The organism is Maribacter algarum (ex Zhang et al. 2020), assembly GCF_005885635.1.
Taxonomy (GTDB): Bacteria; Bacteroidota; Bacteroidia; order Flavobacteriales; family Flavobacteriaceae; genus Maribacter_C; species Maribacter_C algarum.
On the sequence record NZ_VATY01000005.1, the window covers coordinates 88,440 to 110,772 of the forward strand.

General features: G+C 37.8%; 24 protein-coding genes. 6 read left to right on the forward strand and 18 right to left on the reverse strand.

The features are described from left to right. Nucleotides 1-378 precede the first annotated feature (378 nt). The 6 genes from FEE95_RS19255 to FEE95_RS19280 all read right to left on the reverse strand — a co-directional run bounded on the left by FEE95_RS19255 (nucleotide 379) and on the right by FEE95_RS19280 (nucleotide 4,630). Nucleotides 379-573 (reverse strand): cold-shock protein, encoded by a 195-nt coding sequence (locus FEE95_RS19255; protein WP_138659665.1) that lies wholly within the window; start codon nucleotides 571-573, stop codon nucleotides 379-381. A gap of 197 nt (nucleotides 574-770) precedes the next feature. Then, nucleotides 771-1,151, reverse strand: coding sequence for a hypothetical protein (locus FEE95_RS19260; protein ID WP_138659666.1), 381 nt, complete (start codon nucleotides 1,149-1,151; stop codon nucleotides 771-773). A gap of 80 nt (nucleotides 1,152-1,231) precedes the next feature. Beyond that, nucleotides 1,232-2,083 carry a hypothetical protein gene (locus FEE95_RS19265; protein WP_138659667.1) on the reverse strand — a complete coding sequence of 284 codons (852 nt, stop codon included), beginning with the start codon at nucleotides 2,081-2,083 and terminating at the stop codon, nucleotides 1,232-1,234. Between the two features lie 152 nt (nucleotides 2,084-2,235). Then, nucleotides 2,236-3,228: a UDP-3-O-(3-hydroxymyristoyl)glucosamine N-acyltransferase gene (gene lpxD, locus FEE95_RS19270; RefSeq protein ID WP_138659668.1), complete on the reverse strand. Its 993-nt coding sequence runs from the start codon at nucleotides 3,226-3,228 to the stop codon at nucleotides 2,236-2,238. Nucleotides 3,229-3,363: 135 nt separating this feature from the next. Further along, entirely contained in the window at nucleotides 3,364-4,107 is a 744-nt protein-coding gene (locus FEE95_RS19275; protein ID WP_138659669.1) for an LVIVD repeat-containing protein, read from the reverse strand. A 4-nt stretch (nucleotides 4,108-4,111) separates the two neighbouring features. Then, nucleotides 4,112-4,630 (reverse strand): hypothetical protein, encoded by a 519-nt coding sequence (locus FEE95_RS19280; protein WP_138659670.1) that lies wholly within the window; start codon nucleotides 4,628-4,630, stop codon nucleotides 4,112-4,114. 148 nt (nucleotides 4,631-4,778) lie between these two features. Between FEE95_RS19280 and FEE95_RS19285 the strand changes: the two genes are divergently transcribed. After that, a complete protein-coding gene (locus FEE95_RS19285; RefSeq protein WP_138659671.1) occupies nucleotides 4,779-5,309 on the forward strand; it encodes a YfiT family bacillithiol transferase in 531 nt (176 codons plus the stop codon). 55 nt (nucleotides 5,310-5,364) lie between these two features. Here the strand turns inward: FEE95_RS19285 and FEE95_RS19290 are convergent, their stop codons facing one another. Genes FEE95_RS19290 through FEE95_RS19300 form a run of 3 tightly spaced genes read right to left on the reverse strand, consistent with a single transcriptional unit; the run spans nucleotide 5,365 to nucleotide 6,800 of the window. Then, on the reverse strand, nucleotides 5,365-5,892 hold the full coding sequence (locus FEE95_RS19290; RefSeq protein ID WP_138659672.1) for a GNAT family N-acetyltransferase: 528 nt from the start codon (nucleotides 5,890-5,892) through the stop codon (nucleotides 5,365-5,367). After that, nucleotides 5,889-6,218: a cupin domain-containing protein gene (locus FEE95_RS19295; RefSeq protein ID WP_138659673.1), complete on the reverse strand. Its 330-nt coding sequence runs from the start codon at nucleotides 6,216-6,218 to the stop codon at nucleotides 5,889-5,891. Before FEE95_RS19295 ends, FEE95_RS19290 begins: the two co-directional genes overlap by 4 nt. Before the next feature lie 24 nt (nucleotides 6,219-6,242). Continuing rightward, on the reverse strand, nucleotides 6,243-6,800 hold the full coding sequence (locus tag FEE95_RS19300) for a thioredoxin family protein (RefSeq protein ID WP_138659674.1): 558 nt from the start codon (nucleotides 6,798-6,800) through the stop codon (nucleotides 6,243-6,245). A 113-nt stretch (nucleotides 6,801-6,913) separates the two neighbouring features. On the opposite strand from FEE95_RS19300, the gene FEE95_RS19305 reads away from it, so the two are divergent. Further along, nucleotides 6,914-7,834: a bile acid:sodium symporter family protein gene (locus tag FEE95_RS19305; protein WP_138659675.1), complete on the forward strand. Its 921-nt coding sequence runs from the start codon at nucleotides 6,914-6,916 to the stop codon at nucleotides 7,832-7,834. 32 nt (nucleotides 7,835-7,866) lie between these two features. After that, nucleotides 7,867-8,874, forward strand: a complete 1,008-nt coding sequence (locus FEE95_RS19310) for a lysophospholipid acyltransferase family protein (RefSeq protein ID WP_138659676.1) — start codon at nucleotides 7,867-7,869, stop codon at nucleotides 8,872-8,874. A gap of 63 nt (nucleotides 8,875-8,937) precedes the next feature. On the opposite strand, the gene FEE95_RS19315 is transcribed toward FEE95_RS19310, so the two are convergent. The 7 genes from FEE95_RS19315 to FEE95_RS19345 all read right to left on the reverse strand — a co-directional run bounded on the left by FEE95_RS19315 (nucleotide 8,938) and on the right by FEE95_RS19345 (nucleotide 18,294). Then, on the reverse strand, nucleotides 8,938-11,445 hold the full coding sequence (locus FEE95_RS19315; protein ID WP_138659677.1) for a glycoside hydrolase family 3 protein: 2,508 nt from the start codon (nucleotides 11,443-11,445) through the stop codon (nucleotides 8,938-8,940). A 270-nt stretch (nucleotides 11,446-11,715) separates the two neighbouring features. Beyond that, nucleotides 11,716-12,090, reverse strand: a complete 375-nt coding sequence (locus FEE95_RS19320; RefSeq protein ID WP_138659678.1) for a nuclear transport factor 2 family protein — start codon at nucleotides 12,088-12,090, stop codon at nucleotides 11,716-11,718. 74 nt (nucleotides 12,091-12,164) lie between these two features. Then, complete coding sequence (locus FEE95_RS19325; RefSeq protein ID WP_138659679.1) at nucleotides 12,165-12,560, reverse strand: toxin-antitoxin system YwqK family antitoxin; 396 nt, start codon at nucleotides 12,558-12,560, stop codon at nucleotides 12,165-12,167. A 182-nt stretch (nucleotides 12,561-12,742) separates the two neighbouring features. After that, nucleotides 12,743-13,315: a hypothetical protein gene (locus tag FEE95_RS19330; RefSeq protein ID WP_138659680.1), complete on the reverse strand. Its 573-nt coding sequence runs from the start codon at nucleotides 13,313-13,315 to the stop codon at nucleotides 12,743-12,745. 97 nt (nucleotides 13,316-13,412) lie between these two features. Then, nucleotides 13,413-15,941: a M14 family metallopeptidase gene (locus tag FEE95_RS19335; RefSeq protein WP_138659681.1), complete on the reverse strand. Its 2,529-nt coding sequence runs from the start codon at nucleotides 15,939-15,941 to the stop codon at nucleotides 13,413-13,415. A gap of 125 nt (nucleotides 15,942-16,066) precedes the next feature. Next, a complete protein-coding gene (locus tag FEE95_RS19340; protein WP_138659682.1) occupies nucleotides 16,067-16,465 on the reverse strand; it encodes a PUR family DNA/RNA-binding protein in 399 nt (132 codons plus the stop codon). 77 nt (nucleotides 16,466-16,542) lie between these two features. After that, the gene (locus FEE95_RS19345; RefSeq protein WP_138659683.1) at nucleotides 16,543-18,294 is read right to left on the reverse strand and encodes an ABC transporter ATP-binding protein; all 1,752 of its coding nucleotides are present in this window, start codon (nucleotides 18,292-18,294) and stop codon (nucleotides 16,543-16,545) included. Nucleotides 18,295-18,473: 179 nt separating this feature from the next. Here FEE95_RS19345 and nusB point away from each other — a divergent pair, with 179 nt between their 5' ends. The 3 genes from nusB (at nucleotide 18,474) to yajC (ending at nucleotide 20,375) form a co-directional block, all read left to right on the forward strand. After that, nucleotides 18,474-19,421 carry a transcription antitermination factor NusB gene (gene nusB, locus FEE95_RS19350; protein WP_138659684.1) on the forward strand — a complete coding sequence of 316 codons (948 nt, stop codon included), beginning with the start codon at nucleotides 18,474-18,476 and terminating at the stop codon, nucleotides 19,419-19,421. Between the two features lie 160 nt (nucleotides 19,422-19,581). Next, complete coding sequence (locus tag FEE95_RS19355) at nucleotides 19,582-20,055, forward strand: DUF1573 domain-containing protein (RefSeq protein WP_138659685.1); 474 nt, start codon at nucleotides 19,582-19,584, stop codon at nucleotides 20,053-20,055. A 29-nt stretch (nucleotides 20,056-20,084) separates the two neighbouring features. After that, a complete protein-coding gene (gene yajC / locus FEE95_RS19360; protein ID WP_138659686.1) occupies nucleotides 20,085-20,375 on the forward strand; it encodes a preprotein translocase subunit YajC in 291 nt (96 codons plus the stop codon). A 62-nt stretch (nucleotides 20,376-20,437) separates the two neighbouring features. On the opposite strand, the gene FEE95_RS19365 is transcribed toward yajC, so the two are convergent. Then, nucleotides 20,438-21,034: a YdeI/OmpD-associated family protein gene (locus FEE95_RS19365; protein ID WP_138659687.1), complete on the reverse strand. Its 597-nt coding sequence runs from the start codon at nucleotides 21,032-21,034 to the stop codon at nucleotides 20,438-20,440. 53 nt (nucleotides 21,035-21,087) lie between these two features. Continuing rightward, complete coding sequence (pepT, locus tag FEE95_RS19370) at nucleotides 21,088-22,317, reverse strand: peptidase T (protein WP_138659688.1); 1,230 nt, start codon at nucleotides 22,315-22,317, stop codon at nucleotides 21,088-21,090. Nucleotides 22,318-22,333: the final 16 nt, after the last annotated feature.

Below are 22,333 nucleotides of genomic sequence, written 5' to 3' on the forward strand. Positions count from 1 at the left end.
AAAGGTTTAGGGTCTATAACTTTACCTCAATAACAATTTGAAGTAATAAAACCCTACCTAAATCTTGAAAACTACCAGTTTTCAATTTCACCTTCTGTTGCACTGAATCTTAAGAGAACAACATTAACGGCTAGAATAATAATAAGTATTGCAAAAAGAACAATCATAATATTGGGGAGTTTTACAATAATTTTGTTTAAACATATCAATTACTCACATTTGAACGTACTATATTGTCAAAAAGTATTATTGTTTTCACAAAAATTGTAAAATATGCAATAAAATAGGTGTTTTGTTGATAAGATGGTTGTGATTGTTCATAAAAAAAGGCCGCAACGTAAGTTGCGGCCTTTACTATAAAAAAGTTTAATACCTATCTTAATCTACTACCTTCACATTAACGGCGTTCAATCCTTTTTTACCTTGTTGTAGTTCAAATTCCACAACATCACCTTCTCGAACCTCGTCGATTAAGCCAGAAATGTGTACAAAATGATCTTCGTTCGAACCTTCTTCAGTGATAAAACCATATCCTTTGGAATCATTGAAAAATTTAACTGTTCCTTTACTCATAATACTAAAAATTAAAAATTATTAAAGCCCAAAGATACTATTTAATTGTTAAATGTCTGGATTTTTGGAAGTTATATTTAAATTAAGGTAATGTGAAGACAGTGAATTGATTAGGCTAATTTGCATCTTATATTCTCCAATTTTGACCTTTATCAGAAAAATTCCGACCAAATTTACTTTTAACTATAAATTGGTTGTTATGAAACAAGTTCTTGAATACTTCTTGTGACCGCGGAAACATCTAATGCAAGTATTGCTGAGGCCAGGTTTAAAACTGAACTTGCTCTATCAAGAATACTTTGAACATTCGTTAATTTCTTATAAAGTTCTTGAGATTCTGCAGTAATTTTATCAATCTTTTTTAACGCATCTTGAGCATCTTCTAGCACTAAAATCGCCGACTTTGTATATAACTCGGTAGTTTGTGCTAGTTGTTGGTTATGAATTCCCTTAATTTTTATATTCTCCTCATCGGTAAGTGAGTCTATGTTGTTGTAGCGATAATCTCCCAAAGCATTGGCCATGAGCATAAAATTGTCTGCTAGTCGTTTTACCTGTTCAGCGGTTAGATTTGCCATCTTTAATTAAATTGAGCTTCTAATATGAAATTGTCGTAAAGTTTAATTTGATAATCGAGATTTAAATTCTGAGAGGTTGGTTACTTTTTAAATAAATCCGTTGAAAGCATTTTTAGCTGACTGCCGTATTTAGCCAAAGCGACTTTTAGTTTGTTATCATTCAAATGTTCTATTTCGGCAGACAGGCTTGCGTGCCCCTCGGCAATCGTACTTAATATTTTGGAATACGCTTCTAGTTCATTCTGCTGTCTTTCAATTTCTTGCATTCTTTTAAAATAATCTTCAGCAAACTTCGTCCGCTCGTAAGTGGATAGTTTTTTATCGCGTACTAAATCAAAATAGTAGTTTTTAAGCGTGCTTTTTTGAACTTCCAATTTGCCTTTGAGGTTTCCGGTCAAGTTGAGATCTAAAAAATGAAGTAAATCTTGAACAGGTTGGTTCGCATTTAAAACGTAGGTTTTAATTTTATTCCTACGGTATCCGTCTGTAAAGGCCCTTCCAACAAGAGTAATAATATTTGAATATGATTTCACATTGGCCTCCTTCACTTGAATAGAACCAAAATTTCCAGAAGTGATGGCATTCGTAAGTCCATCAGTTTGATAATTGGTAAGTTGGTTATCGGAGATATTGGTTAGGGCATAAAAATACCCCTGTAGCCCATGGTAAATAAGTGCCGTTATGCGGTCCGCTTCCTCATTTTGGGAACAATCACAATCAGTCTGATGAATATTTAGAGCTGCAATGTTTATATTTTGGCAATCTTCGAGACAGGTTTGGTTGAAACTTGAAGACAGGGTTTCAAAGGTTTCTATGCTGTCAATAGCGGATTTCGAAAACTCAGTAACATGTTTAATGTTTACGCAACTGCTTAAAAGTAGTGAGCAACAAAGGAAAAGGAAAACGTATTTTACATGATATTGGGGCATCATCTGTTTGATTTTCTACCTACAAGGTAAAAAGAATTTTTTGTTTGCTAGCAAAGTTGATTTTACTCGATAATGGAGATTTTAATATTTAGAAGCACCTTTCTATAGTATTGAGTCGTAACTAAACGAACTCCTAAAGGCTTTCTTAAGGTTGATTATTGTTTTGCCAATTTTCGCATCATTACCCATTGTTTGAGCATTTCTCTTGAGTCTTGAGCAGGATAGCCTAAAACAGTTTTTCCCGCGGCAACATCTCCGACCACACCAGAACCAGCACCAACAGTTACTCCCGAATGGAGTGTTGTATGATCTTTGATAGAGGCACTACCTCCAATAATTACTCCATCACCTAAGGTTACGGAACCCGCTAAACCACTATGACCAGCCATGATACAAGATTTGCCCATAATACAATTATGCGCAATCTGAACTTGATTATCTATTTTGCAATTGTCCCCAATAATAGTGGCACTGAATTTTCCTCTGTCTACACAAGAATTAGCACCGATTTCGACATCGTTTCCGATAATAACGGTTCCTATTTGTGGAATTTTTACCAGTCCACGACCATCATCACTAGGGCGATACCCAAAACCATCCGCACCAATGCTTACATTGTTGTGAAAAATACAACCTTGGCCAATCTCACAACGTTCGCGAATTACTGTACCTGACCAGATAACACTTCCCTTACCAATAGCTGTATCATCTAAAATGGTAACATTAGGGTAGAGTACTACTCCGTCTCCTAAGACCACATCTTTACCAATATAGCAGTTTGCCCCAATCTTGCAACCCTCGCCAATTTGAGCGGTTTCATGAACAACTGCGGTTGGGTGAATATCAGTATCAAAAACCGGAGATTCGGGTTCAAAAGCTTCTAGTACTTTAGCCATTGCCAGATCTGCATTTTTTACTTTGATGAGCGCACGGTTTTCACCAGGTTCTACTTCTAAGTTTGCATTGACAATTGCGGCCGATGCCTTTGAATCCTTCCAACGCGATACGTATTTAGAACTTCCTATGAAGGTAATATGGCCAGTTTTTGCTTTTTGAAGTTCTTCTGGACCAGTTATGGTTTCCGAAGTACTTCCTACTAGTTCACCCTGCAGTATGGTATTGATTTGAGCTATTGTAAAAGATTTCATGGAAATGTAATATTTGGTTTGTGTTATTAAGGTTTACGGCAAGATAACATATATAGACTAAAGCGTGAACCCATTATAAATGAAAATGGCCCTTGAAACTTTCAAAGGCCATAAGCTAAATTTTCTTGATATATTTCAGATATTTATGGAACTGATTTCCGTAGCTGTAACACCGTCGGTGGTATTATTTGAAAGCTCATATTGATACAATCCTGATTCACCAATGGCAATTAGCAAGTCATTGCGAATGATGACGTCAAAAGCACTTCGCTTAATTGAGGTAACCAATTTTGATTCTTCAGGATTGGTAACATCAAAAACCTTTATTTCATCATCACAGACAAAGAGGTAGTTTCCGTAAAGTCCCAGTCCTTTAGGAAAAGTTAGGTTTCTGCTATTTAAAAGTATGGGATTGGTTACATCAGTTACATCGTAAACTTCCAAGACGTTGATATCATTACCACAATTCGTATTGGAATGCAAGGTAACAAACGCATGAGTATCATTGGCAATCACCGGGTCACAAGCAGTAAAATGTTCTACACTAGATAGTTGTTTTGGAAACTCTGGATTTTCTAAATCGTATATGAACATTCCGTTTTGAGATCCGATATAGAGGTAGTCTTTGTATCCGAAAAGGGTTTCGATATTGAAACCAACGGGAACTGAATTTACCTTAATAGGGTCTTTTGTATCCGCCACGTTAAATACGTTTAAGCCGAAATCATCAACAGTATAAAGATAGTTGCCTTTAAGAGTGAACCTAGCCAATGATCCACCCTGACCATCAGAGGTAGGTGCTTGTGATTCGCTATTTGCATCTGATTCGCAACCGATTATTGCGACCGAAAGGATAAGAATATATAGATATTTTTTCATGGGTTTAGTTTTTTAGTTTCCAATCAACAACAACGCTATTTTCAGGAACATCATAAGCATCAAATCCATCTGGAGAACGAAGCTGAGGAAACGTATTTGGTATCCGTTTTGTTAAGTTTGCCGTATTGGTTTCAGAATTATATTCAACAGCAATCAAATCAGTGGCTTGATTGATGTAAATCATATCTCTACGAATGGCAAGGTCTGTCGAACCCGGAGCCTCCAAGAATTTGATTGCCTTCGGATTTGCGGGGTCAGCATTGTCATACACATGAAAACCTTTGTTCAATTCATTGATAAAAAGAAGATTGTCTTTCACATAAATTTTCCCCGAAGTACCAATAGCAAGCGAATTTTTTACACTGACTGATTTTTCAAAATCGGTACGATTTAAGAAAACAGGTTCATAGTTGGATCCTGAAAAAGGTTCAACAAAGTCATCATTGCAATCGAAAGGAGGAAGGCAGCAGCTTTGGAGAGCAATGCAAATAAGTACTACATAAAGAAATTTTTGATTTTTCATTTGTGGGTTATTTGTTTTATAATTCTATAACAACCTCAATCGTTAGTACCCTACTTTAAGGAATTGTAAACTCCAATTTCTCATTCTTTTTAACGAAAAGTTCAGGAGGATACCTCTGTATTCGAATCAAAGTTTTGTAATTTTAAATATGGAAAAGTTAAGATACCCCATCGGACAGTTTGAATGCCCAAAAGAGATTACACGTTCTCATATTGACGACTGGATTGCTGTTTTAGAAACCTTACCTGAGCGCCTGGAAGCATTGGTCAAAAACCTCTCAGCTGAGCAGTTGGAAACTCCTTATAGACCTGAAGGATGGACGATTCGGCAAGTAGTACATCACGTCGCAGATAGTCACCACAATAGTTATACAAGATTTAAATGGGCTCTGACTGAAGACAAACCCTTGATAAAGGCCTATGAAGAAAAGGAATGGAGCAAGCTGTTTGATGCAAGAACTGCACCTATTCAGCTTTCACTAAATTATATTACCGCTTTACATGCCAAGTTGGTGTATTTATTAAAGGGACTTTCTGAAGAAGATTTGAAAAAATACTATTTACACCCTGAAGGAAATACCATTGTTACCGTTGCTGAAAACATAGGCAAATATGCCTGGCACAGTAATCACCACTATGCGCATATTGAAGGAGCCGTTCAACGGGAAGCTTGGGTTTAAAGTTCAAAAAAGGTTAGAAGTTTATTTGTTTAAGAGTGTACGAAAATTAGTTTCCTTAAACCTTTTTCACCATCACCCACATCAATTCTTCCTCCTCAAGTATCGTTGGTAAGGTTACCTTGCTTTCACCGTGAATTTCAAATCCATTTTTGAGGTAAAAATCTAACGCGGGACCTTTTTGCATGGTATCTAACCACACAATTTTTTTCTGCATTTCCCTTGCGCGCAACATGGCAAACTGAAGTACTTTTTTTCCGATACCTTTTCCTGAGTATTCGTTTAGAATATAGATTTTATCTACATACAAGGCCTCTTCTTTGGAGAAATTTGCTAGCGAAGCATTCAATGTCATTTTTAGAACACCTACGGCTTTTCCATTCCTAAGAATTCGATAGAGTATAGTGTTGTCATCCCATTCCTCTCTTTCAAGAACCTCATTTGTAAAACTACTTTCAATATAAGGGGCAGAATTTCCATTAGGCCATAAATGGAGATAATGTTGATTATATGCTTTAGTACCTACTTGAATATAACTCTCGTACGTATTTGAAGTGATGGGTTCAAAATGCACAATATTTTTCATGAAATACTACTATTTTCACCGCCTTCAGGTCCGTAAAAGAGAACCCAAGTTGAAAAATCATCAGTAAAATTTTCAAAACGATGTTCTATGCCCGCAGGAACAAAAAGGAAATCCCCTGAGTTCACATCACTTCGAACACCGTCATTTAGGAATTCCCCACTTCCGGAAATGATGATATACACTTCATCTCTAGAATGTGGTTGTTGTAAATCAATTTTTTTAGGTTTATACACTTCAACTGAAAGTGTTCCATGTTCAAATAAATTTAAAAAAGGTGATTCAACTCCTTCCAGTTTTTGAAGCGCTTCTTGCGGATTTATTTTCATTTTGAATCTGATTAATGAAGATTATCAACTTACCCATTTGATATTGCAACCGATACTTGGTTTTTGTGTTTGGATATTCTCTTGTCCCAGAAGCAACGCATCCATGGCATTCCTTAAATCTGAACCGGAAAGGGGAATCCCGTTTCCAGGTCGAGAATCGTCTAATTGACCGCGATAAATCAATTCCAAATTTCCGTCAAATAAATAAAAATCAGGGGTGCAGGCCGCATCATAGGCTTTAGCAATTTCTTGCGTCTTATCGTACAAATACGGAAAAGAATACCCAGCTTCTTTAGCTACTTCTTTCATTAAATGCGGAGCATCTTGCGGATAGTTCACAACATCATTACTCGAAATAGCGATGAAACCAATTCCTTTTGATTGATACTGTTCAGCCACCCTGACAATTTCAGGATTAACATGTATTACAAATGGGCAATGGTTACAGATAAACATAATAACCGTTCCCATTTCTCCCTTAAGAGTGGTCAGGTTTAAGGTTTTCTCACTTACCGAATCCATCAAATTGAAGTCGGGTGCCTTAGTACCTAGAGGCAGCATATTGCTGGGTGTTAATGACATTTTATAACATATTTATAGAATTTAAAGTTAAAAGTATTTGACCGATTCTTTGTTATCTGCTAGTCTATTTTTAACTTGACAGCTTTGATTGACCAACAACACGAATCCTATTTTTGACCGACGCCGTTCTCGATACCGTCCAAATTAATTTTAATTCAGAAACACTATGGGTGCTGAACTTCGCTTTGGCTTTTGTAATGTTCGGAATTGCTCTTGAAATTTCAATAGAAGATTTTAAAAGGTTGTTGAATAATCCCAAGCCTATTTTGGTTGGGGTTTGTAGTCAATTTGTTTTGCTTCCGGCGGTCACTTTTCTTTTGGTATTAGCAATGAATCCTTTGCCAAGTATCGCTTTAGGAATGTTTATGGTGGCAGCTTGTCCTGGCGGTAATATTTCCAATTTTATTTCACATCTTTCCGGCGGAAATACAGCTTTGTCCGTGAGCTTGACAGCGATAGCAACATTGTTAGCTGTGGCCATGACTCCTTTAAACCTTCAGTTTTGGGGTTCGTTATATGCTCCTACGGCTTCCATTTTAAATGAAGTGGCGATATCGTCTTTAGAAATGATAAAGCTGGTAAGCTTGTTATTGGGAGTGCCACTGCTGCTGGGCATGTATGTGAATCACCTAGTGCCTAAAATAGCAACGCGAATGGCGAAAGTGCTCAAAGTTGCTTCATTACTGTTCTTTGTTGCCTTGGTGTTTATAGCACTATATAATAATCGCGAGATTTTTATGGATTATGTTTTTTACGTTTTTTGGATTGTATTATTACATAATCTATTGGCATTTACCACAGGTTTTTCCTTGGCCAAACTGTTTCGGCTTACAGATGAGAATGTTCGAAGTATTACTGTAGAAACCGGAATCCAAAATTCTGGATTAGGCCTCCTGCTAATATTTACATTTTTTGATGGATTAGGTGGAATGGCATTATTAGCTGCATTTTGGGGTATATGGCATTTGGTTTCGGGACTCCTATTGGCCGGATTTTGGGGCTATAAACCAATAAAAAAAGAGAAGCTCGCTTGAAGAATTTAATATACAATCTTGTTAAAATTTGGATGAAAGCCAACCTTCATCTCTACTACGGGAAAATAAGGGTATCTGGCCTTGAAAATGTCCCTAAAGACAAACCTGTACTGTTTTTACCAAACCATCAAAGTGCACTTTTAGATGTTTTATTGATTGCTACAGATTGTAATCGGAAACCCTGGTTTTTGACTCGCTCGGATGTGTTCAAAAGCAAAACCTTGATTTCAATCTTTAATTTTTTTCAAATGATTCCGATTTATCGTATTCGAGACGGGCGGGAATCCTTAAAGAATAATCAAGCTGTTTTTGACCGTTGTTCGGAACTTTTAATTCAAAAGGAAGCCTTGCTTATGTTTCCCGAAGCAAATCACAATTTGAAACGTAGAGTACGGCCTTTGAGCAAAGGCTTTACTAGAATACTGTTTAATACTTTGGATAAAGCTCCTGAAACGGATATTATGATTATACCGGTGGGGATTAATTATAGAGATGCCATTCGCTTTCCCGATAAGGTAGCTTTGTATTTTGATACGCCCATTGCAGTTAATGGAATGTACGACCCTACGAATGAAAAGGGATCTGTGGATAAAATCAAGAAAGCAGTTTCCAGTAGACTAAAAACCTTGACCACACATATCGAGAATGAGGAAACGTACGATGAAACAGTTCAAAAGTTGGAAATAGAAGGAGTCGATTTTTTAAACCCTAAAGAAGTAAATGCCGCTCTTCAAAATTTAAATTCCACAGACCAAACCGTTAAAAAAAGTTCAGATGTTCTGGCTGGAATCGGCAAAGGTATTTTTACACTTTTGAATCTTCCAATGCTTATACTTTGGAGAACTTTTGGTAAACCTAAGGTATGGGAGCCCGAGTTTATGGGTACGTTGCGATTTGCTTTTGCCTTATTGACATATCCTATTTACTACGGATTAGTACTTGTAATTGTAGCAACTATTTGGAATCCATTGGCAGGATTAATTGCAAGTCTAAGTTTGTTTGTTATTAATTGGTCTTATACAAAGTGGGGTAGTGCATAGTGGTAAAAAAATCGGTTGTCCCATGGGAACAACCGATATATAATGTATTACTTCAACCTATTTCTATTTTCCGTCACATCCTGGCTTAGCATCGATATCCGATTCTAAACGAATATTTGCGAGCCCGATTTCAACGCCCTCACCAGCAGTAATCATTAAGGCAGTACTGATTTTAGTCATATCAACACCTAGATTGTCAAAGCAACTGAGGCTGATTCTATATTCTTGCCAATCATTACCCGAAATGTTTATATCGAGTGTTTCATTACATGGTGAATCTTGATCACAGCCTATACCAATTTTAACGGTTGCACTGGTATCTTTAAATGATTTTGCAGAGAAGGTTAATTCCATCGCCCCGTTGGCTTGGCGTGACATATCGCTAGGGGAGGCTGTACTTACTCGTACTTGATCATAGTCTTGTTGAGTCCATTTTATCCGCAAAGCATCTTCTTGTGCTTCGTGGTCAGTTTTGCTGATAATAAGTCCACCAACAGAGGTTGGAAAACTGCCTATCTGTTTGCTCAAGTCTCCTGATTTAAGCCATAGCGACCAGGGTGCAACAGCTGCTCCTTTGTTATAAAACTCACCTGTAGAAGCTACATTCATGCTTTCAAGCCCTGATTCCTCAGACAAGGTATCCACTTTTGAATCGCTCTTGTAGGACAGCCCATAGCCCAAGTCGAACAATGCTTCTGCATTCTCAGAGACAACTGCGCTATTTGGCCAGGAGAAAGACAAACGACCCGTGAAATCATAAGAAGGGTCTCTTTGGAATAACAGATCAGAGATACCACCGCCTTCGCTACCCGGTAACCAAGCAGCGACGAAAGCGTCTGAGCTATTTATTTCAGGATTGGTCCATAAAGGACGACCGGATAGAAAAACAGATACTACAGGTATTCCTTTACTTCGGAATTTGGAAAGCTTGCTCACATCAAAGCCGTTGGGTGCAAAGTCTAAATTTTCAAGGTCGCCTTGGAATTCCGCATAGGGGTCTTCCCCGTATATGGCCACCACAACATCTGCCGATTCATTGGAATCTCCGTTGGCTGAAAAAACTACTTTACCGCCAGCAGCTTTAGCAGCTTCTCTTATGCCATCAAGTATCGTTTCGCTATTCGGAAATTCATCGTTTGTATGACCTGTACCCTGCCATGAAAGTGTCCAGCCTCCACAAGCTTTAGAAACACTATTCGCACCATCACCAACCACCAGAATGGTTTTCTTAGCATCTAAGGGTAGTAAACCATCATTGTTCTTTAGCAATACCATTGTCTCACGTACCGCCTGTCTTGCAATGGTCCTATTTTCAGGAAGACCTAAGAGTTCTTGATTTCCTGCATTTTTTCGGGTGCTTGGCGCGCCCTTTTTGAAAATGCCAGAGGCAATCTTTACGCGTAGGATGCGACGTACCGCGTCATCCAATCGTGTCATGGGAATGGTCCCATTTTTAGCTTGTTCCAAGGTGCTTTCCCATAGTCCTTTCCAGCTATCGGGAGCCATATACATATCAAGACCCGAATTCAAAGATTGCGCACAATCTGTATTGGTACATCCAGGTACTTGGCCATGACCATTCCAGTCACCGACAACAAAACCATTGAAACCAAGTTGCCCTTTCAGCACATCGGTCAACAATTCTTTATCTCCGTGGAGCTTTCTGCCTTGCCAGCTTGAAAAAGAGGCCATAACAGTTTGAACTCCTGCAGGAATGGCACTGTAATATCCAGCGGCATGTACCTCCCGTAATTCTTGTTCAGAAATTTTGGCATCACCCTGATCTACACCTTTTTCAGTTGCGCCATCGGCGAGAAAATGTTTTGCGCTGGAAATTACTCGTCCATCACCCATAAAACCTTCTTCGCCAAATCGACCTTGTAGGCCGTAAACAATCCGGTCTCCATAGGATTGTACAATCTCTGAATTCTCCGAAAAACCTTCGTAGCTTCGGCCCCATCGCGTGTCTTGAGGTACTGCCAAAGTTGGAGCAAATGTCCAATCATGTCCTGAAACCGTGAGTTCATGAGCGGTTACGGAGGCGATTTTTTCAATTAAATCAGGATTGCGCATAGCACCAAGTCCAACATTATGCGGAAAGATAATCGCACCACTGAGGTTGGCGTGACCATGAACAGCATCAATTCCCCAAATGGTCGGAATAGCAATTTCCACACCTTCCGTATCGATGGAGGCGTTGTAATACTTGTCGGCCATTTCTAACCATGATTTCGTGTCCGCGTATGGGAGGGGACCAGGAGCGGAATTACCGCCACTTAGTACCGACCCTAAGCGATACTTTTTAACTTCCTCTGGAGTGACAGAACCATTATCTGCTTGAATGACTTGACCTACTTTTTGCTCCAAAGTCAACTTAGGCAAAATGTCATCTATTTGTGCCTCAATCGCGGGGTCTAAGGGAAGCGGTTTGATACTTGGCCAATCTCTGGGATTTACCATATTTGCGGATTCCTCCCCTTTGGGTGTTGCTTTTTCTTCATTACAACCCATCGCGAGAATGGAAATTATAAGGACCAGTGAAATTGATGATAAAGACTTGATAACTTGCATAGTAAAAATGTTGGTGTGTTTGAAACTTAAGCTAAGTTGCAATGTACCATATTTCACATGTATTCGGAATACTGGGGCGGTAAAAAATAGGATTTTTACATATTTAAAACAGAAATCGACCAAAAAATTAGAAATCTACCATAGTCGGACTATGAAGATGGTGGAGCAAACTGGCGTTTGCTTTCCGATATGTACAGTTCATTCGATTTAATCCGTAGCTTGTATTATTTCTAAGTTGTGTTATCAGCAGTTGTTTTTGTCTTCAAAATTTTATGGTGCTGCTTTCTTGCTCAGATTTTCAGTTAGTAAAACCCATTTGCCATTTTTACTAATTAGAACTGTTGTACCAATTCCGTTTCCCTTTGCAAGGTTTTTATTGATTATTCCTTCCCAGTAGAATTCAAAAACAAAAGCTGCCATCGATTCATTTTTATGAATCCAGCGCACGTTTTGTATTGCGTATTCTTCGCTATTAATTATTGAAAAATTATGTTCAAAGGCAATTCTAACTTTTGATTTACCCAGATGAACTGTTCCATCAGAAAAAGTAACACAAGCATTATCATGAAACAATGGGTCAACGGTATTCCAATCCTGTGTTTTTAAAGCAGCTTTGTATTTTTTTATAAAATCTTCTGGCTTCATTTACTGTAATATTCGATTATAATTGATGTCAACCTGCTGGTGTATGAGTAGTAGTGCAGCGGCTTAACCATTCCCTACTTGAAAGTTTGCGTCTTCAAGAGCTCACCATCCTCATTATAGACCTTCCAAGTGCCCTTCTTCTTACCGTGTTCGAAGCGACCTTCGTCCCAGAGTTGGCCATTGGCATGGTATCGCTTCCATATACCGTGTTTCTGTTCTTCATCATCGAAGCCACCTGTTCCGCGTGGTTCGCCATTCTTGAAAAACCATTTCCATTGACCAACAATCTTTCCATTCTTGAAGCTACCGGAAGATTGCATCTGGCCATTGTTGAGAAAATACTTCCACTTTCCTGATTTCTTTCCATTGTCGAACTCACCTTCGCACGAAACAAGTCCGTTCTTGAAGTACAGCTTAAAAGGGCCATTTTTAGGATTGCCGTTTTCGTCGATTCCAGGGATGTCTTTCATCGGTATTCTTTTTTATTGCTTCAGCGGTTCGACTAAAGCTTATTGTTTGGCTTTTTCTTTTTTTGTCCAAAGCTAAATCCATTAAGATTTAGCGACTTCATAAATATACACAGACCTTTTCTTTTTGTCCTAAAGTCCAAATTACGTTTAGGTAGTGTTGGCATTAGTCATTTTACGAGCGGCTAGCTGCTCCGTTCAAATATTATAGTTTTTCCATTTTTTAGAAAAGCAATTTTGAACCATTCCTTTCCATTATGGTAATAAACAACGTCGATATCTTCCTCATTTATGTTTTTTACCATTTTACGATAACCCATGGTGATTCCAATATTCTGCTTTGTAGTATCAATTTGAAATTCCACCTGACTGCTCAATTGCAATTTTAGTTTTTCAAATTCATTTTTGTCCATATCAACCATTGCAGAAGCCGAGTAGTCCCCATGCAAATCAGGATAGCCAGAATCGGTGGCAATAATTACCCCGCTTTTAGGAAAATCCATTCCCGTATTTTGTTCAAATTCTTCTTCATAAAAATCGTCCGATGGAAAGAATGCGGTCCATGTAAAATAGATAGATAAACTTAGAAGAAGTGCAATGAATGACTTATTGATTATCTGACTGTTTTTAGGACTTAATTTTCCGTTATCAAGAAGCCATTTTTTGAATGGTTTATAAATCAAGTAAAGAAGAGCTCCCAAAAATGCAAACACAAGACAAACTACTAAGAAAATGACAGCAGCGATTAAATATATCATTCCTTACTTTTTCAAAATTGATGCCGACAATTCGCTAATCCTACTATTACGCTTATTTCTTTTTTATCAATATTCGGTTATTGCGACAAAAATTTCCTTACATCATCTCCCCAAAGAAAATAGCATTCATCAATAACTTATTGGTACCGTACCAAAAGGCTCTAAACTGCGTGTTATCCGTAAAACCAATAACCCTTCCTTTGCCCATACGTTTTACTTGAAAAGGCACCGTATTTTTAATGAGTTCTAGGTTTTCTTCGGAGATATAACCGCTCAATAGAGGGTTGGAAGTATACTGAATGGGGTTGTTGTAACTATTCTTATCGGCCTCGATATAAATGTTGGAATTTCTAAACAGCGCCAGAGTATTATTTTTATACCCGTAATTGATGGGGTGAGAGCGGTCTATATTGGTCTGGAATATTGCACCACCGGTAACTTGAGCCCCTCTGAAATCGTTCTTTTGGTCGAAGGGAATATTTTTCGCAACTAGTGTATCTTTCTTTAATTTCAGTTTCATAAATTCACTTTTGTTAAACCATTCTACTGTACTTCTATAGCCAATTAAAGTACCGCCTTCTTTCACCCATTTTTTGAGCTTATCAGCATTCTTTTTGTTTTGTATACTTCCACCCCTACCAGCACTTGGGACAATGATATCGGTATATTTACTTAAATCTACTTGACTGAAATAGGCCATGTCTATTTTAGTGAGTTCCATATCATAGCGTGTATCAAATAAATGCCAGATTTCACCTGCGTCATAAGAACGTATTCCAGCTCCAACTAAAACAGCCACTTTTTGTTTTTTAACGGCATCGTAGTCATTACTTCCCAAATCAATGCCTTGTGTTAATCCAGTGCTAACAGATGTGATTTGAATCTTACTTTCATCGGCAATTCCTTTCAAAAACTCATATAAGGCATCTGCCTCTAATTTTTGATTTTGAACGGGTATCATGATAGTACCATAATCATATTTCTTCCCTTCTAGCGTATACGGAGACTTGGCCACTTTGGCTCGTAAACCTTTTTCAAGAATAGCGTTTAAGGCTTTTGGAGTGTAGTATTCATTCCATTCAAAAAGATAAGCATAATTGCTTTTGGCACTTACGCTTCCTGTTAAAGGTTTGAATTCCGTAATTTCTGGTCCGGCATTGGTTAGTGAACTTAGTTCTGCGTAATCGACATTAAATGCTAGCGGAAAGGTCCAGGCGGAAACATCATAAAATAAACTGTCTTTAAAGGTCGTACGCTTTTCAAACATCGCTTTGATCAAACGATGATTCTTTTGATTCATAGGAACTACATAACTACTTCCCTTTTTATACCCCTTCCCAAATATGGTGGCATCATTTGCCAATTCATGAAATTTGATTTTATGTCGGCTTAGTATTTCTGCCAAGTGCCAGGACTTTGCAGCATCTTTACTATCTCCAAAAACAATCGCCTTTGTTTTACTACGTGATGCTGTATTTCTAGTATCGGAGTAGAATTTCTTTTGATAGTTCAGGAGTTTGGTACGCATGTTTTTACCTGCATCAATTGTAGATAGCGCTGCGGTAAATTGATTTCGAATGGTGAAAGGAAAAGTGATTAATCCGTTTTCACTTTCTTGAATATGTCCTCTTGAGCTTCCTTGTTCAAATAGAATTCCAATACTTCCGTTTACATCAGGGAAAGTAGATCCTTTACCATAGTAGTAATCATCAAAGTTTTCTTCGGAATAGTATAAGGAACCAATTTTATCTAAGGCCTTCACATGGTAGGTGCCAATTTCCCGAGTTAGTTCTTGATTCATTTGAGGCGTCAAAGGATGTGTTCTAGAGGGTTCCCCTGGTTGAAAGAAGAAGGTAGAATTGGTTCCCATTTCATGATGGTCGGTCAAAATATTTGGCATCCATTTGTGGAAACTTTCAATACGTGCTCTACTTTCTGGTAACTGTACGGGCAGCCAATCTCGGTTCATATCAAACCAATAGTGGTTGGTACGTCCTCCGGGCCATACTTCGTGATATTCACGGTCATTATTATCTGCTGTTAAGTTTTGCGCTTTGTTGGTATTGGCCCAATAGGCAAAGCGTTGTAATCCATCGGGATTAAAAGAAGGGTCCAATAGAATCACCATATTACTTAAAAGGTCTTCTATTTCTGGCCCTTGAGCGGCAGCTAGATAATAGGCATAGGCCAATCCCGCATTTGCGCCACTAGGTTCGTTTCCATGGATTGAAAAACCTTGATATACAACTAGAGGCATATCTTCGACGGAAGAGGAACCTCCAGCTTCAGTAAGGGCGACATGGTCTTTTCGAATCTGTTCGATATTTTGATGGTTCTTTGGCGTAGTAACCGTCAACAACAAAATAGGTCTTCCTTCAAAAGTAGAACCTCTATTCTCGATAGTTATCCTATCAGATGCTTTTGCAAGCGTTTGCATATAGAACATAAGTTTATCATGTGTAATATGCCATTCACCAACTTCATGCCCGACAACTTCTTTTGGAGTCGGTATGCTTTCATCATAGGTAATTCCTTGCGGCAGGTAATAGTTAAGGTCTAATTTTTCTTGGGATACAAGGGTTTGAACGGAGACAAGGGCAGCGAGAATAAGTAATAATTTTTTCATATTGGCTTGGAATGTAATTAGTACAAGAAGTTTAAAACACTTCGAAGTAAATTTAAGTAAACTAGGGTCCATAAAAAAACGGCCCGTTCAGAGTGAAGGGCCGTTTTTAAAAGAATTAAAATGTCTTAGATATCATCAAAATCAACATCGGTAAAACTTTCTGTAGTCTTTACCTCGTCAATTTCTACTGCTGGAGCTGACTCTTCAGCAACTACATCATCTTCTTTCTTAAAGTCTCTTTGGTGTCTTTCAGAAATGACTTCTGTACCTTTCTCATCGATAATGAAGTCCATCATTTCAATAACATTTTCTTTAAAGGCATCGAAATCCTCTTTGTAGAGATAGATTTTGTGTTTCTTGTAATGAAAAGATCCGTCGTCGTGTGTAAATTTTTTACTTTCAGTAATTGTTAGGTAATAGTCTCCGGCTTTGGTGCTTCTTACATCAAAAAAATAAGTTCTTCTTCCGGCCCTTAGAACTTTGGAGTGTATCTCCTCTTGTTCCATTGAATCTCTGTCCCCCATCGTATGTAGTGTCTAGTTAGTGCTTAATTAATATTCTACCAAAAATGTAAAAAAAAAGCGTATCCAGCAACAATTTGTCAGTTTTCTTTCTCTGACAGTTGATTCTCATAAAGCTCTTTGTAATAGCCATCAGTGCTATTTAGTTCTTCATGTGTGCCCTCTTGCAGCAGCTTGCCATCCTCTAGAACGATAATCTTATCTGCGTTTTTAGCAGAAGATACACGATGGCTTACAATGAGTGTAGTTCTATCGCGAGAAGCCTTTTTAAGATTATTTAAAATTTCCTCCTCGGTTTCGGTATCTACGGCCGAAAGACAATCGTCAAAAGCATAGATTTGAGGGTCTTTCAACAAGGCCCGAGCAATGGAAACCCGCTGTTTTTGTCCTCCACTTAGGGTAATACCTCTTTCTCCTAAAACTGTATCGTATTGCTGTGTAAAACCCATTATATTCTCATGAACAACGGCATTTTTAGCAACTGTTACAACTTCCTCCTTGGTCGCGTTATGTTTGCCAAATTTAATATTGTTCTCAATGGAGTCAGAAAAGAGAAATGCATCTTGGGGGACAGCGCCAATAGATTCGCGGAGGTTGGTAAGATTCAATTTTTTAAGGGGAACACCATCTATTAATATCTCACCTGAAGTAACATCGTATAGGCGTGCTACCAAGTCTAAAATTGTTGATTTTCCTGAACCTGTTTTTCCGAGAATCGCAACGGTTTCGCCTTTATCAACTACAAAAGAAATGTTTTTTAGTGCTGTAATCTCAGTATCCTCATAGGTAAACGTGACATCTTTGAATTCGATTTTTCCTTGAATTGGGGTTTCAAGCTCAACCTCATTTTTCATTTCAGGTTGCTCTTGCAAAAATTCATTGATTCTTTTTTGAGATGCTTCCGCGCGCTGCACAATGGTTGTGAGCCACCCAACAATGGCTACAGGCCAGGTGAGCATGTTTACATAAAGAATGAATTCCGCAATGAGGCCTACTCCAATTTCTCCTGCAAAATACTGTTTCCCACCAATGTAAATAACCAAAATATTACTGATACCTATTAACAGTATCATCAACGGAAAGAACCAGGCATTCACTTTGGCCAAACTCATACTTTTATTTTTCCCCTCTATGGCCAAGGTTTGTAAATCTTGATTGGTTTGAGGTTCTAAAGCGTAAGCCTTGATAACCGAGACTCCTGAAAAAACCTCTTGGGTAAACGTTGACAAGGTTGATAGGTATTCCTGAACAACTGTACTGCGCCTGTGAATCATCTTACTAATCTGATATATGAGTACTGACAGTATGGGAAGCGGCAGAAGTGTATAGGCAGCTAGAGAAGGAGCCTTAATGAACATCAATGGAATAAGACAGGCGAAAAGAGTTAAGGTTTGTATACCATACATAATAGCAGGACCTGCATACATTCGAACCTGATTAATATCTTCACTAATACGATTCATAAGGTCACCTGTTCGATTCTTCTTATAAAAATTGAGACTAAGCAATTGATAATGGTCAAAAACCTCATTTTTTAAATCGTATTCAATGTACCGAGAAACATTGATTACCGTTTGGCGCATTAAAAAAGTAAAAAAACCAGATAGAAGTGCGGCTCCTACAATGATGAGTATATAGTTCAGTATGGTTTCTTCAGCGACACTTTTTTCTAATAAGCCCTTAAAGTTGTCTTCAACTGTAGTAAGAATTTTGTTGACATATGAAGGCATCACCAATTGGAAAACCCGTGCGATTACCGTAATTATCATTCCGATAAGAAGCTTGAGCCAGTATTTTTTGAAGTATTTATTGAGGTGTCTAAGTTCCTTCATGCAGTTGAAATGCTATGGGTCGCTAGTTTTGGTTAGAATTTGTCAAAGATAGGGGTTTGCTATAAAATCAAATGTTATAAAATGTATAACATAATAACCTTTAGGTAACTCAAGGTTTGGAAATAGATTCCTATTTTTGTGCTGTGAAAATTTACCCAATTCTATAAAAGTTCTTTAACATGTTAACAAGAAGGCATATAAGAGTAAAGGTGATGCAATGCATTTATGCGCTGATTCAATCAAAAGATGATTCCCTAGAGAAACAAGAAAAATTTCTAGAGGACAGTATTGAAAATATGTATGCGCTTTACTTGTTGCTGTTAAGTCTTCTTAGTGAGATTCAACATTTTGCTGCTGGTCAGGTGGCATTATCTTCAAAAAAATATTTAGAAAATCTGACGGATGACTTTCCGAATAAAGAGAAATTTATCAACAATAAAGTGCTATTGCAGATAGCGAATAACCGTTTGCTAAAGGAATCGCTAGAAAAACGAAAACTCAAAAATTGGTACCTAAATGAGGAATATGTAAAGCTCATTTACAAGGCGATTATCGAAAGTGAGCACTATTTAGATTACATGCAAACGCCGACAAGTACTTACGAGGAGGATAGGGTTCTTATCAAAACTCTGTTTGAAGAAGTAGTCGCGCCTAACGAAAAAATCTACGACTATTTCGAGGATGATAAGCTTACGTGGGTCGATGACATTCCTATCGTAAATACTTTTATTTTAAAACAGTTAAAAAAGGTAAAAGAAGATAATCAACCGAAGTTCTTTTTGCCACAATTGCTGAAGGATGAGGAGGATATGAAATTTGCCAAGCAATTGCTTACTAAAACCCTTTTAAATAATGCCGAATGGGAAAAGGAAATTGAGGGTAAAACACCCAATTGGGATAAAGACCGTATAGCCGATATTGATTCTATTCTATTGAAAATGGCTATTTGTGAATTATTAAACTTTTCATCAATACCGGAAAAGGTTACGATTAATGAGTTTTTAGAAATAGCCAAAGAATATTCCACGCCAAAGAGCAGCATCTTCATCAACGGAATCTTGGACAAATTGGTAAAAGAGTACAAAGCGGACGGAAAATTGAAGAAAATGGGTAGAGGTCTTTTATAAGTCCCGTCTTTTCGATGATTGGTGCTTATGCAACGTATTTTCAATGGCTCATCGACGAACCGCATTCGAAAAAAAACAACCTCAAACAGACTATGAAGACAATTTTGCCGTTAATCTATAATATTTATCTAATTTTGTAACTACTTAAAAAATCAATAAAATGAAACGAGTTATTTTATTTGCAGGGGTATTATCCCTTTTCGCTTTTGTTTCCTGCAAGGAAAACGCCACTAGCAAAATCAGCAGTGCCAATGTAGCTGTTGCCGCAGAAAGAGATGAGGCTGCTAAATTAGTTCCTGTTATGAGCTTTGAGAAAGCGGAGCACGATTTCGGAACGATCGAACAAGGAACTCCACAAGAAACGGTTTTCAAGTTTACCAACACAGGTAATGGACCTTTAATCATCACTGATGCTACTAGTAGCTGTGGTTGTACTGTGCCTGAGTATCCAAAGAACACTCCAGTCGCTCCAGGTGAAAGTGGAGAGATGTTGGTGAAATTCAATGGATCTGGTCAAAACCAGGTAACGAAAACTATCACAGTAAAAGCAAACACTGCTAAAGGTTCTGAAATTTTAAGAATTAAGGCATTTGTTAATCCTAAAGGAGCTGCTCCACTCGGGCCTACCAAATAGGGATTTTAATTAGAACATAAGAGAACTATATGGAAGGATTAGGTCAATGGCCATTTATGATTGCCATTTTTGTGGTATTTTTTGTCTTTATGATATTACCACAGAGAAGGCGAGCCAAAGCGGAAAAAAATTTCGCAGAGAGTTTGAAAAGAGGAGATAGGGTCATTACCAAAAGTGGGCTACATGGAAAAGTCTTTGAATTGAATGACAAAGACAATTCTTGTGTAATAGAAACCATGGCGGGTAAATTAAAATTTGACCGGTCCGCTATTTCAATGGAGATGAGTAACAAATTAAATGCTCCCTCAGAAAAGAAATAGTTTCCAAATGAATATTTTGAAAAGCCTTAATCTAGAGTTTAAGGCTTTTTTGTTTTTAATATCTATCGGTACATATCATTTAGTCCTTTTCCATCTGATATCATAGGAAGAATCTTTTCAAGACGTGATAATTTGGTTTTTTCCTGTTTGGCCCCAGCAATATATTCGGCGTACTCATTTTGATTGTAAAGCGATAGCTTCTTAAAAGCTTTAGCTGCATTAGTATTTTCAGCAAGGGCGTCTTTCAAAAGTTTTGGCACGGGCTTTTTGGTAGCTTTCTTTTTCAAAGAGACTAAAACCCGACCATTTTTCTGATTTTCTATGGCCTCGTTCATATATCCCAATATGGCCTTTTTATCAATATCTTCTATGGAATAAAATTTCCAATGACGCATGGCTTGGGTTTTTCCTTCCTGAGCGTTTTCTAAAACTTGCTTTTTGTCTTTTAGAAAAACACCGTTAAAGAACCAGATACCAAAATGCTTTTTGAACTTACAAATGGAAAGGACGTTTTTACCTTTCAAAGTATAGGTTGGAAACATCCATTTGTAGGTTTCCTCTAAGCTGGTTTTTAAAACAAGTTCACGCAGTTGAGCAATAGCATCTCTGAACCGATGTTCTTCAGCATAATACCGTTCTACTTTTTCTGTTTTTTCCAATTTGAAGCTCTTAATTTCGGGAGACTAACTTTGATTAGTATTTATCCAACAATCTAGAATTCCTTCTCCCCAACAAGTTCGCAAATTTTCACGATAACTTCAACTGCTTTCTGCATACTTTCCACGGGTACGTATTCATACTTGCCATGAAAGTTATGTCCGCCTGCGAAGATATTAGGGCATGGAAGTCCCATATAACTTAGCTGTGAACCATCCGTTCCTCCGCGTATGGGTTTTATTGTGGGTTCGATTCCTACCTTTTCCATAGCTTCTTTGGCAATTTCTACAATATGAAAAACAGGCTCGACTTTTTCGCGCATATTATAGTATTGGTCATTTAAATCCATTGAAACGCAATCACCATAATCTTTATTCATTTTTTCAACGATATCATGCAGAAGTTTTTTTCGATTTTCAAATTGTTTTTTGTCATGGTCACGAATAATGAGTTCAAATTCCGCGCTTTCGATTTCTCCTTTCATGCTGTGGATATGAAAGAATCCTTCTCGGCCTGAAGTGTTTTGTGGGGTTTCCTCAGGAGGAAGAATCGACATGAATTCATTAGCTATACTCACTGCATTTATCATTTTTCCTTTGGCATAACCGGGATGAACACTTATTCCGGAAATGGTGACTTTGGCTCCCGCAGCATTGAAATTCTCATATTCCAATTCGCCAATTTGGCTTCCGTCCATCGTATAGGCCCATTCAGCGCCGAATTTTTCCACATCAAATTTATGTGCACCACGACCAATTTCTTCATCCGGAGTAAACCCAACACGAATATCCCCGTGTTTAATTTCAGGATGATTTATGAGATATTCCATAGCGGTAATAATCTCTGCAATTCCGGCTTTATCATCTGCACCTAAAAGTGTTGTTCCATCTGTAGTAATCAATGTCTGACCCTTGTACTGCAGCAAATCTTCAAAGTAGAAAGGGGATAAAACTATCTTTTGTTCTACGTTCAAGACAATATCCCCACCATCATAATCCCTGATTATTTGTGGCTTTATGTCGGATCCTGAAAAGTCAGGTGTGGTGTCAAAATGTGATATAAAACCAATTGTGGGTACTTTTTTATCTAAATTGCTTGGTAGCGTGGCCATAATGTAGGCATTGTTGTCAATGCTTACATCTTGCATGCCAATCTGTTTGAGTTCGTACACCAGCTCATTGGCCAAATGCCATTGTTTTTCTGTGCTGGGAGTAGTTTTAGAATTCGGATCGCTTTGTGTATCAATACATACATACGACAAAAAGCGGTCAATAATATCTTGCATTCGTATAATTTTTGAT

Excerpts from the sequence above, each read along its gene's own strand:
- FEE95_RS19340 (WP_138659682.1), bottom strand. The coding sequence starts at position 16,465 with ATGGGGGACAGAGATTCAATGGAACAAGAGGAGATACACTCCAAAGTT.
- FEE95_RS19295 (WP_138659673.1), bottom strand. The coding sequence starts at position 6,218 with ATGAAAATAAATCCGCAAGAAGCGCTTCAAAAACTGGAAGGAGTTGAA.
- yajC (WP_138659686.1), top strand. The coding sequence starts at position 20,085 with ATGGAAGGATTAGGTCAATGGCCATTTATGATTGCCATTTTTGTGGTA.
- FEE95_RS19280 (WP_138659670.1), bottom strand. The coding sequence starts at position 4,630 with ATGAAAAATCAAAAATTTCTTTATGTAGTACTTATTTGCATTGCTCTC.
- lpxD (WP_138659668.1), bottom strand. The coding sequence starts at position 3,228 with ATGAAATCTTTTACAATAGCTCAAATCAATACCATACTGCAGGGTGAA.
- FEE95_RS19300 (WP_138659674.1), bottom strand. The coding sequence starts at position 6,800 with ATGTCATTAACACCCAGCAATATGCTGCCTCTAGGTACTAAGGCACCC.
- FEE95_RS19285 (WP_138659671.1), top strand. The coding sequence starts at position 4,779 with ATGGAAAAGTTAAGATACCCCATCGGACAGTTTGAATGCCCAAAAGAG.
- FEE95_RS19355 (WP_138659685.1), top strand. The coding sequence starts at position 19,582 with ATGAAACGAGTTATTTTATTTGCAGGGGTATTATCCCTTTTCGCTTTT.
- FEE95_RS19315 (WP_138659677.1), bottom strand. The coding sequence starts at position 11,445 with ATGCAAGTTATCAAGTCTTTATCATCAATTTCACTGGTCCTTATAATT.
- FEE95_RS19335 (WP_138659681.1), bottom strand. The coding sequence starts at position 15,941 with ATGAAAAAATTATTACTTATTCTCGCTGCCCTTGTCTCCGTTCAAACC.
- FEE95_RS19265 (WP_138659667.1), bottom strand. The coding sequence starts at position 2,083 with ATGATGCCCCAATATCATGTAAAATACGTTTTCCTTTTCCTTTGTTGC.
- nusB (WP_138659684.1), top strand. The coding sequence starts at position 18,474 with ATGTTAACAAGAAGGCATATAAGAGTAAAGGTGATGCAATGCATTTAT.
- FEE95_RS19290 (WP_138659672.1), bottom strand. The coding sequence starts at position 5,892 with ATGAAAAATATTGTGCATTTTGAACCCATCACTTCAAATACGTACGAG.
- FEE95_RS19330 (WP_138659680.1), bottom strand. The coding sequence starts at position 13,315 with ATGATATATTTAATCGCTGCTGTCATTTTCTTAGTAGTTTGTCTTGTG.
- FEE95_RS19320 (WP_138659678.1), bottom strand. The coding sequence starts at position 12,090 with ATGAAGCCAGAAGATTTTATAAAAAAATACAAAGCTGCTTTAAAAACA.
- FEE95_RS19275 (WP_138659669.1), bottom strand. The coding sequence starts at position 4,107 with ATGAAAAAATATCTATATATTCTTATCCTTTCGGTCGCAATAATCGGT.
- FEE95_RS19255 (WP_138659665.1), bottom strand. The coding sequence starts at position 573 with ATGAGTAAAGGAACAGTTAAATTTTTCAATGATTCCAAAGGATATGGT.
- FEE95_RS19310 (WP_138659676.1), top strand. The coding sequence starts at position 7,867 with ATGAAAGCCAACCTTCATCTCTACTACGGGAAAATAAGGGTATCTGGC.
- FEE95_RS19260 (WP_138659666.1), bottom strand. The coding sequence starts at position 1,151 with ATGGCAAATCTAACCGCTGAACAGGTAAAACGACTAGCAGACAATTTT.
- pepT (WP_138659688.1), bottom strand. The coding sequence starts at position 22,317 with ATGCAAGATATTATTGACCGCTTTTTGTCGTATGTATGTATTGATACA.
- FEE95_RS19325 (WP_138659679.1), bottom strand. The coding sequence starts at position 12,560 with ATGAAAGACATCCCTGGAATCGACGAAAACGGCAATCCTAAAAATGGC.
- FEE95_RS19345 (WP_138659683.1), bottom strand. The coding sequence starts at position 18,294 with ATGAAGGAACTTAGACACCTCAATAAATACTTCAAAAAATACTGGCTC.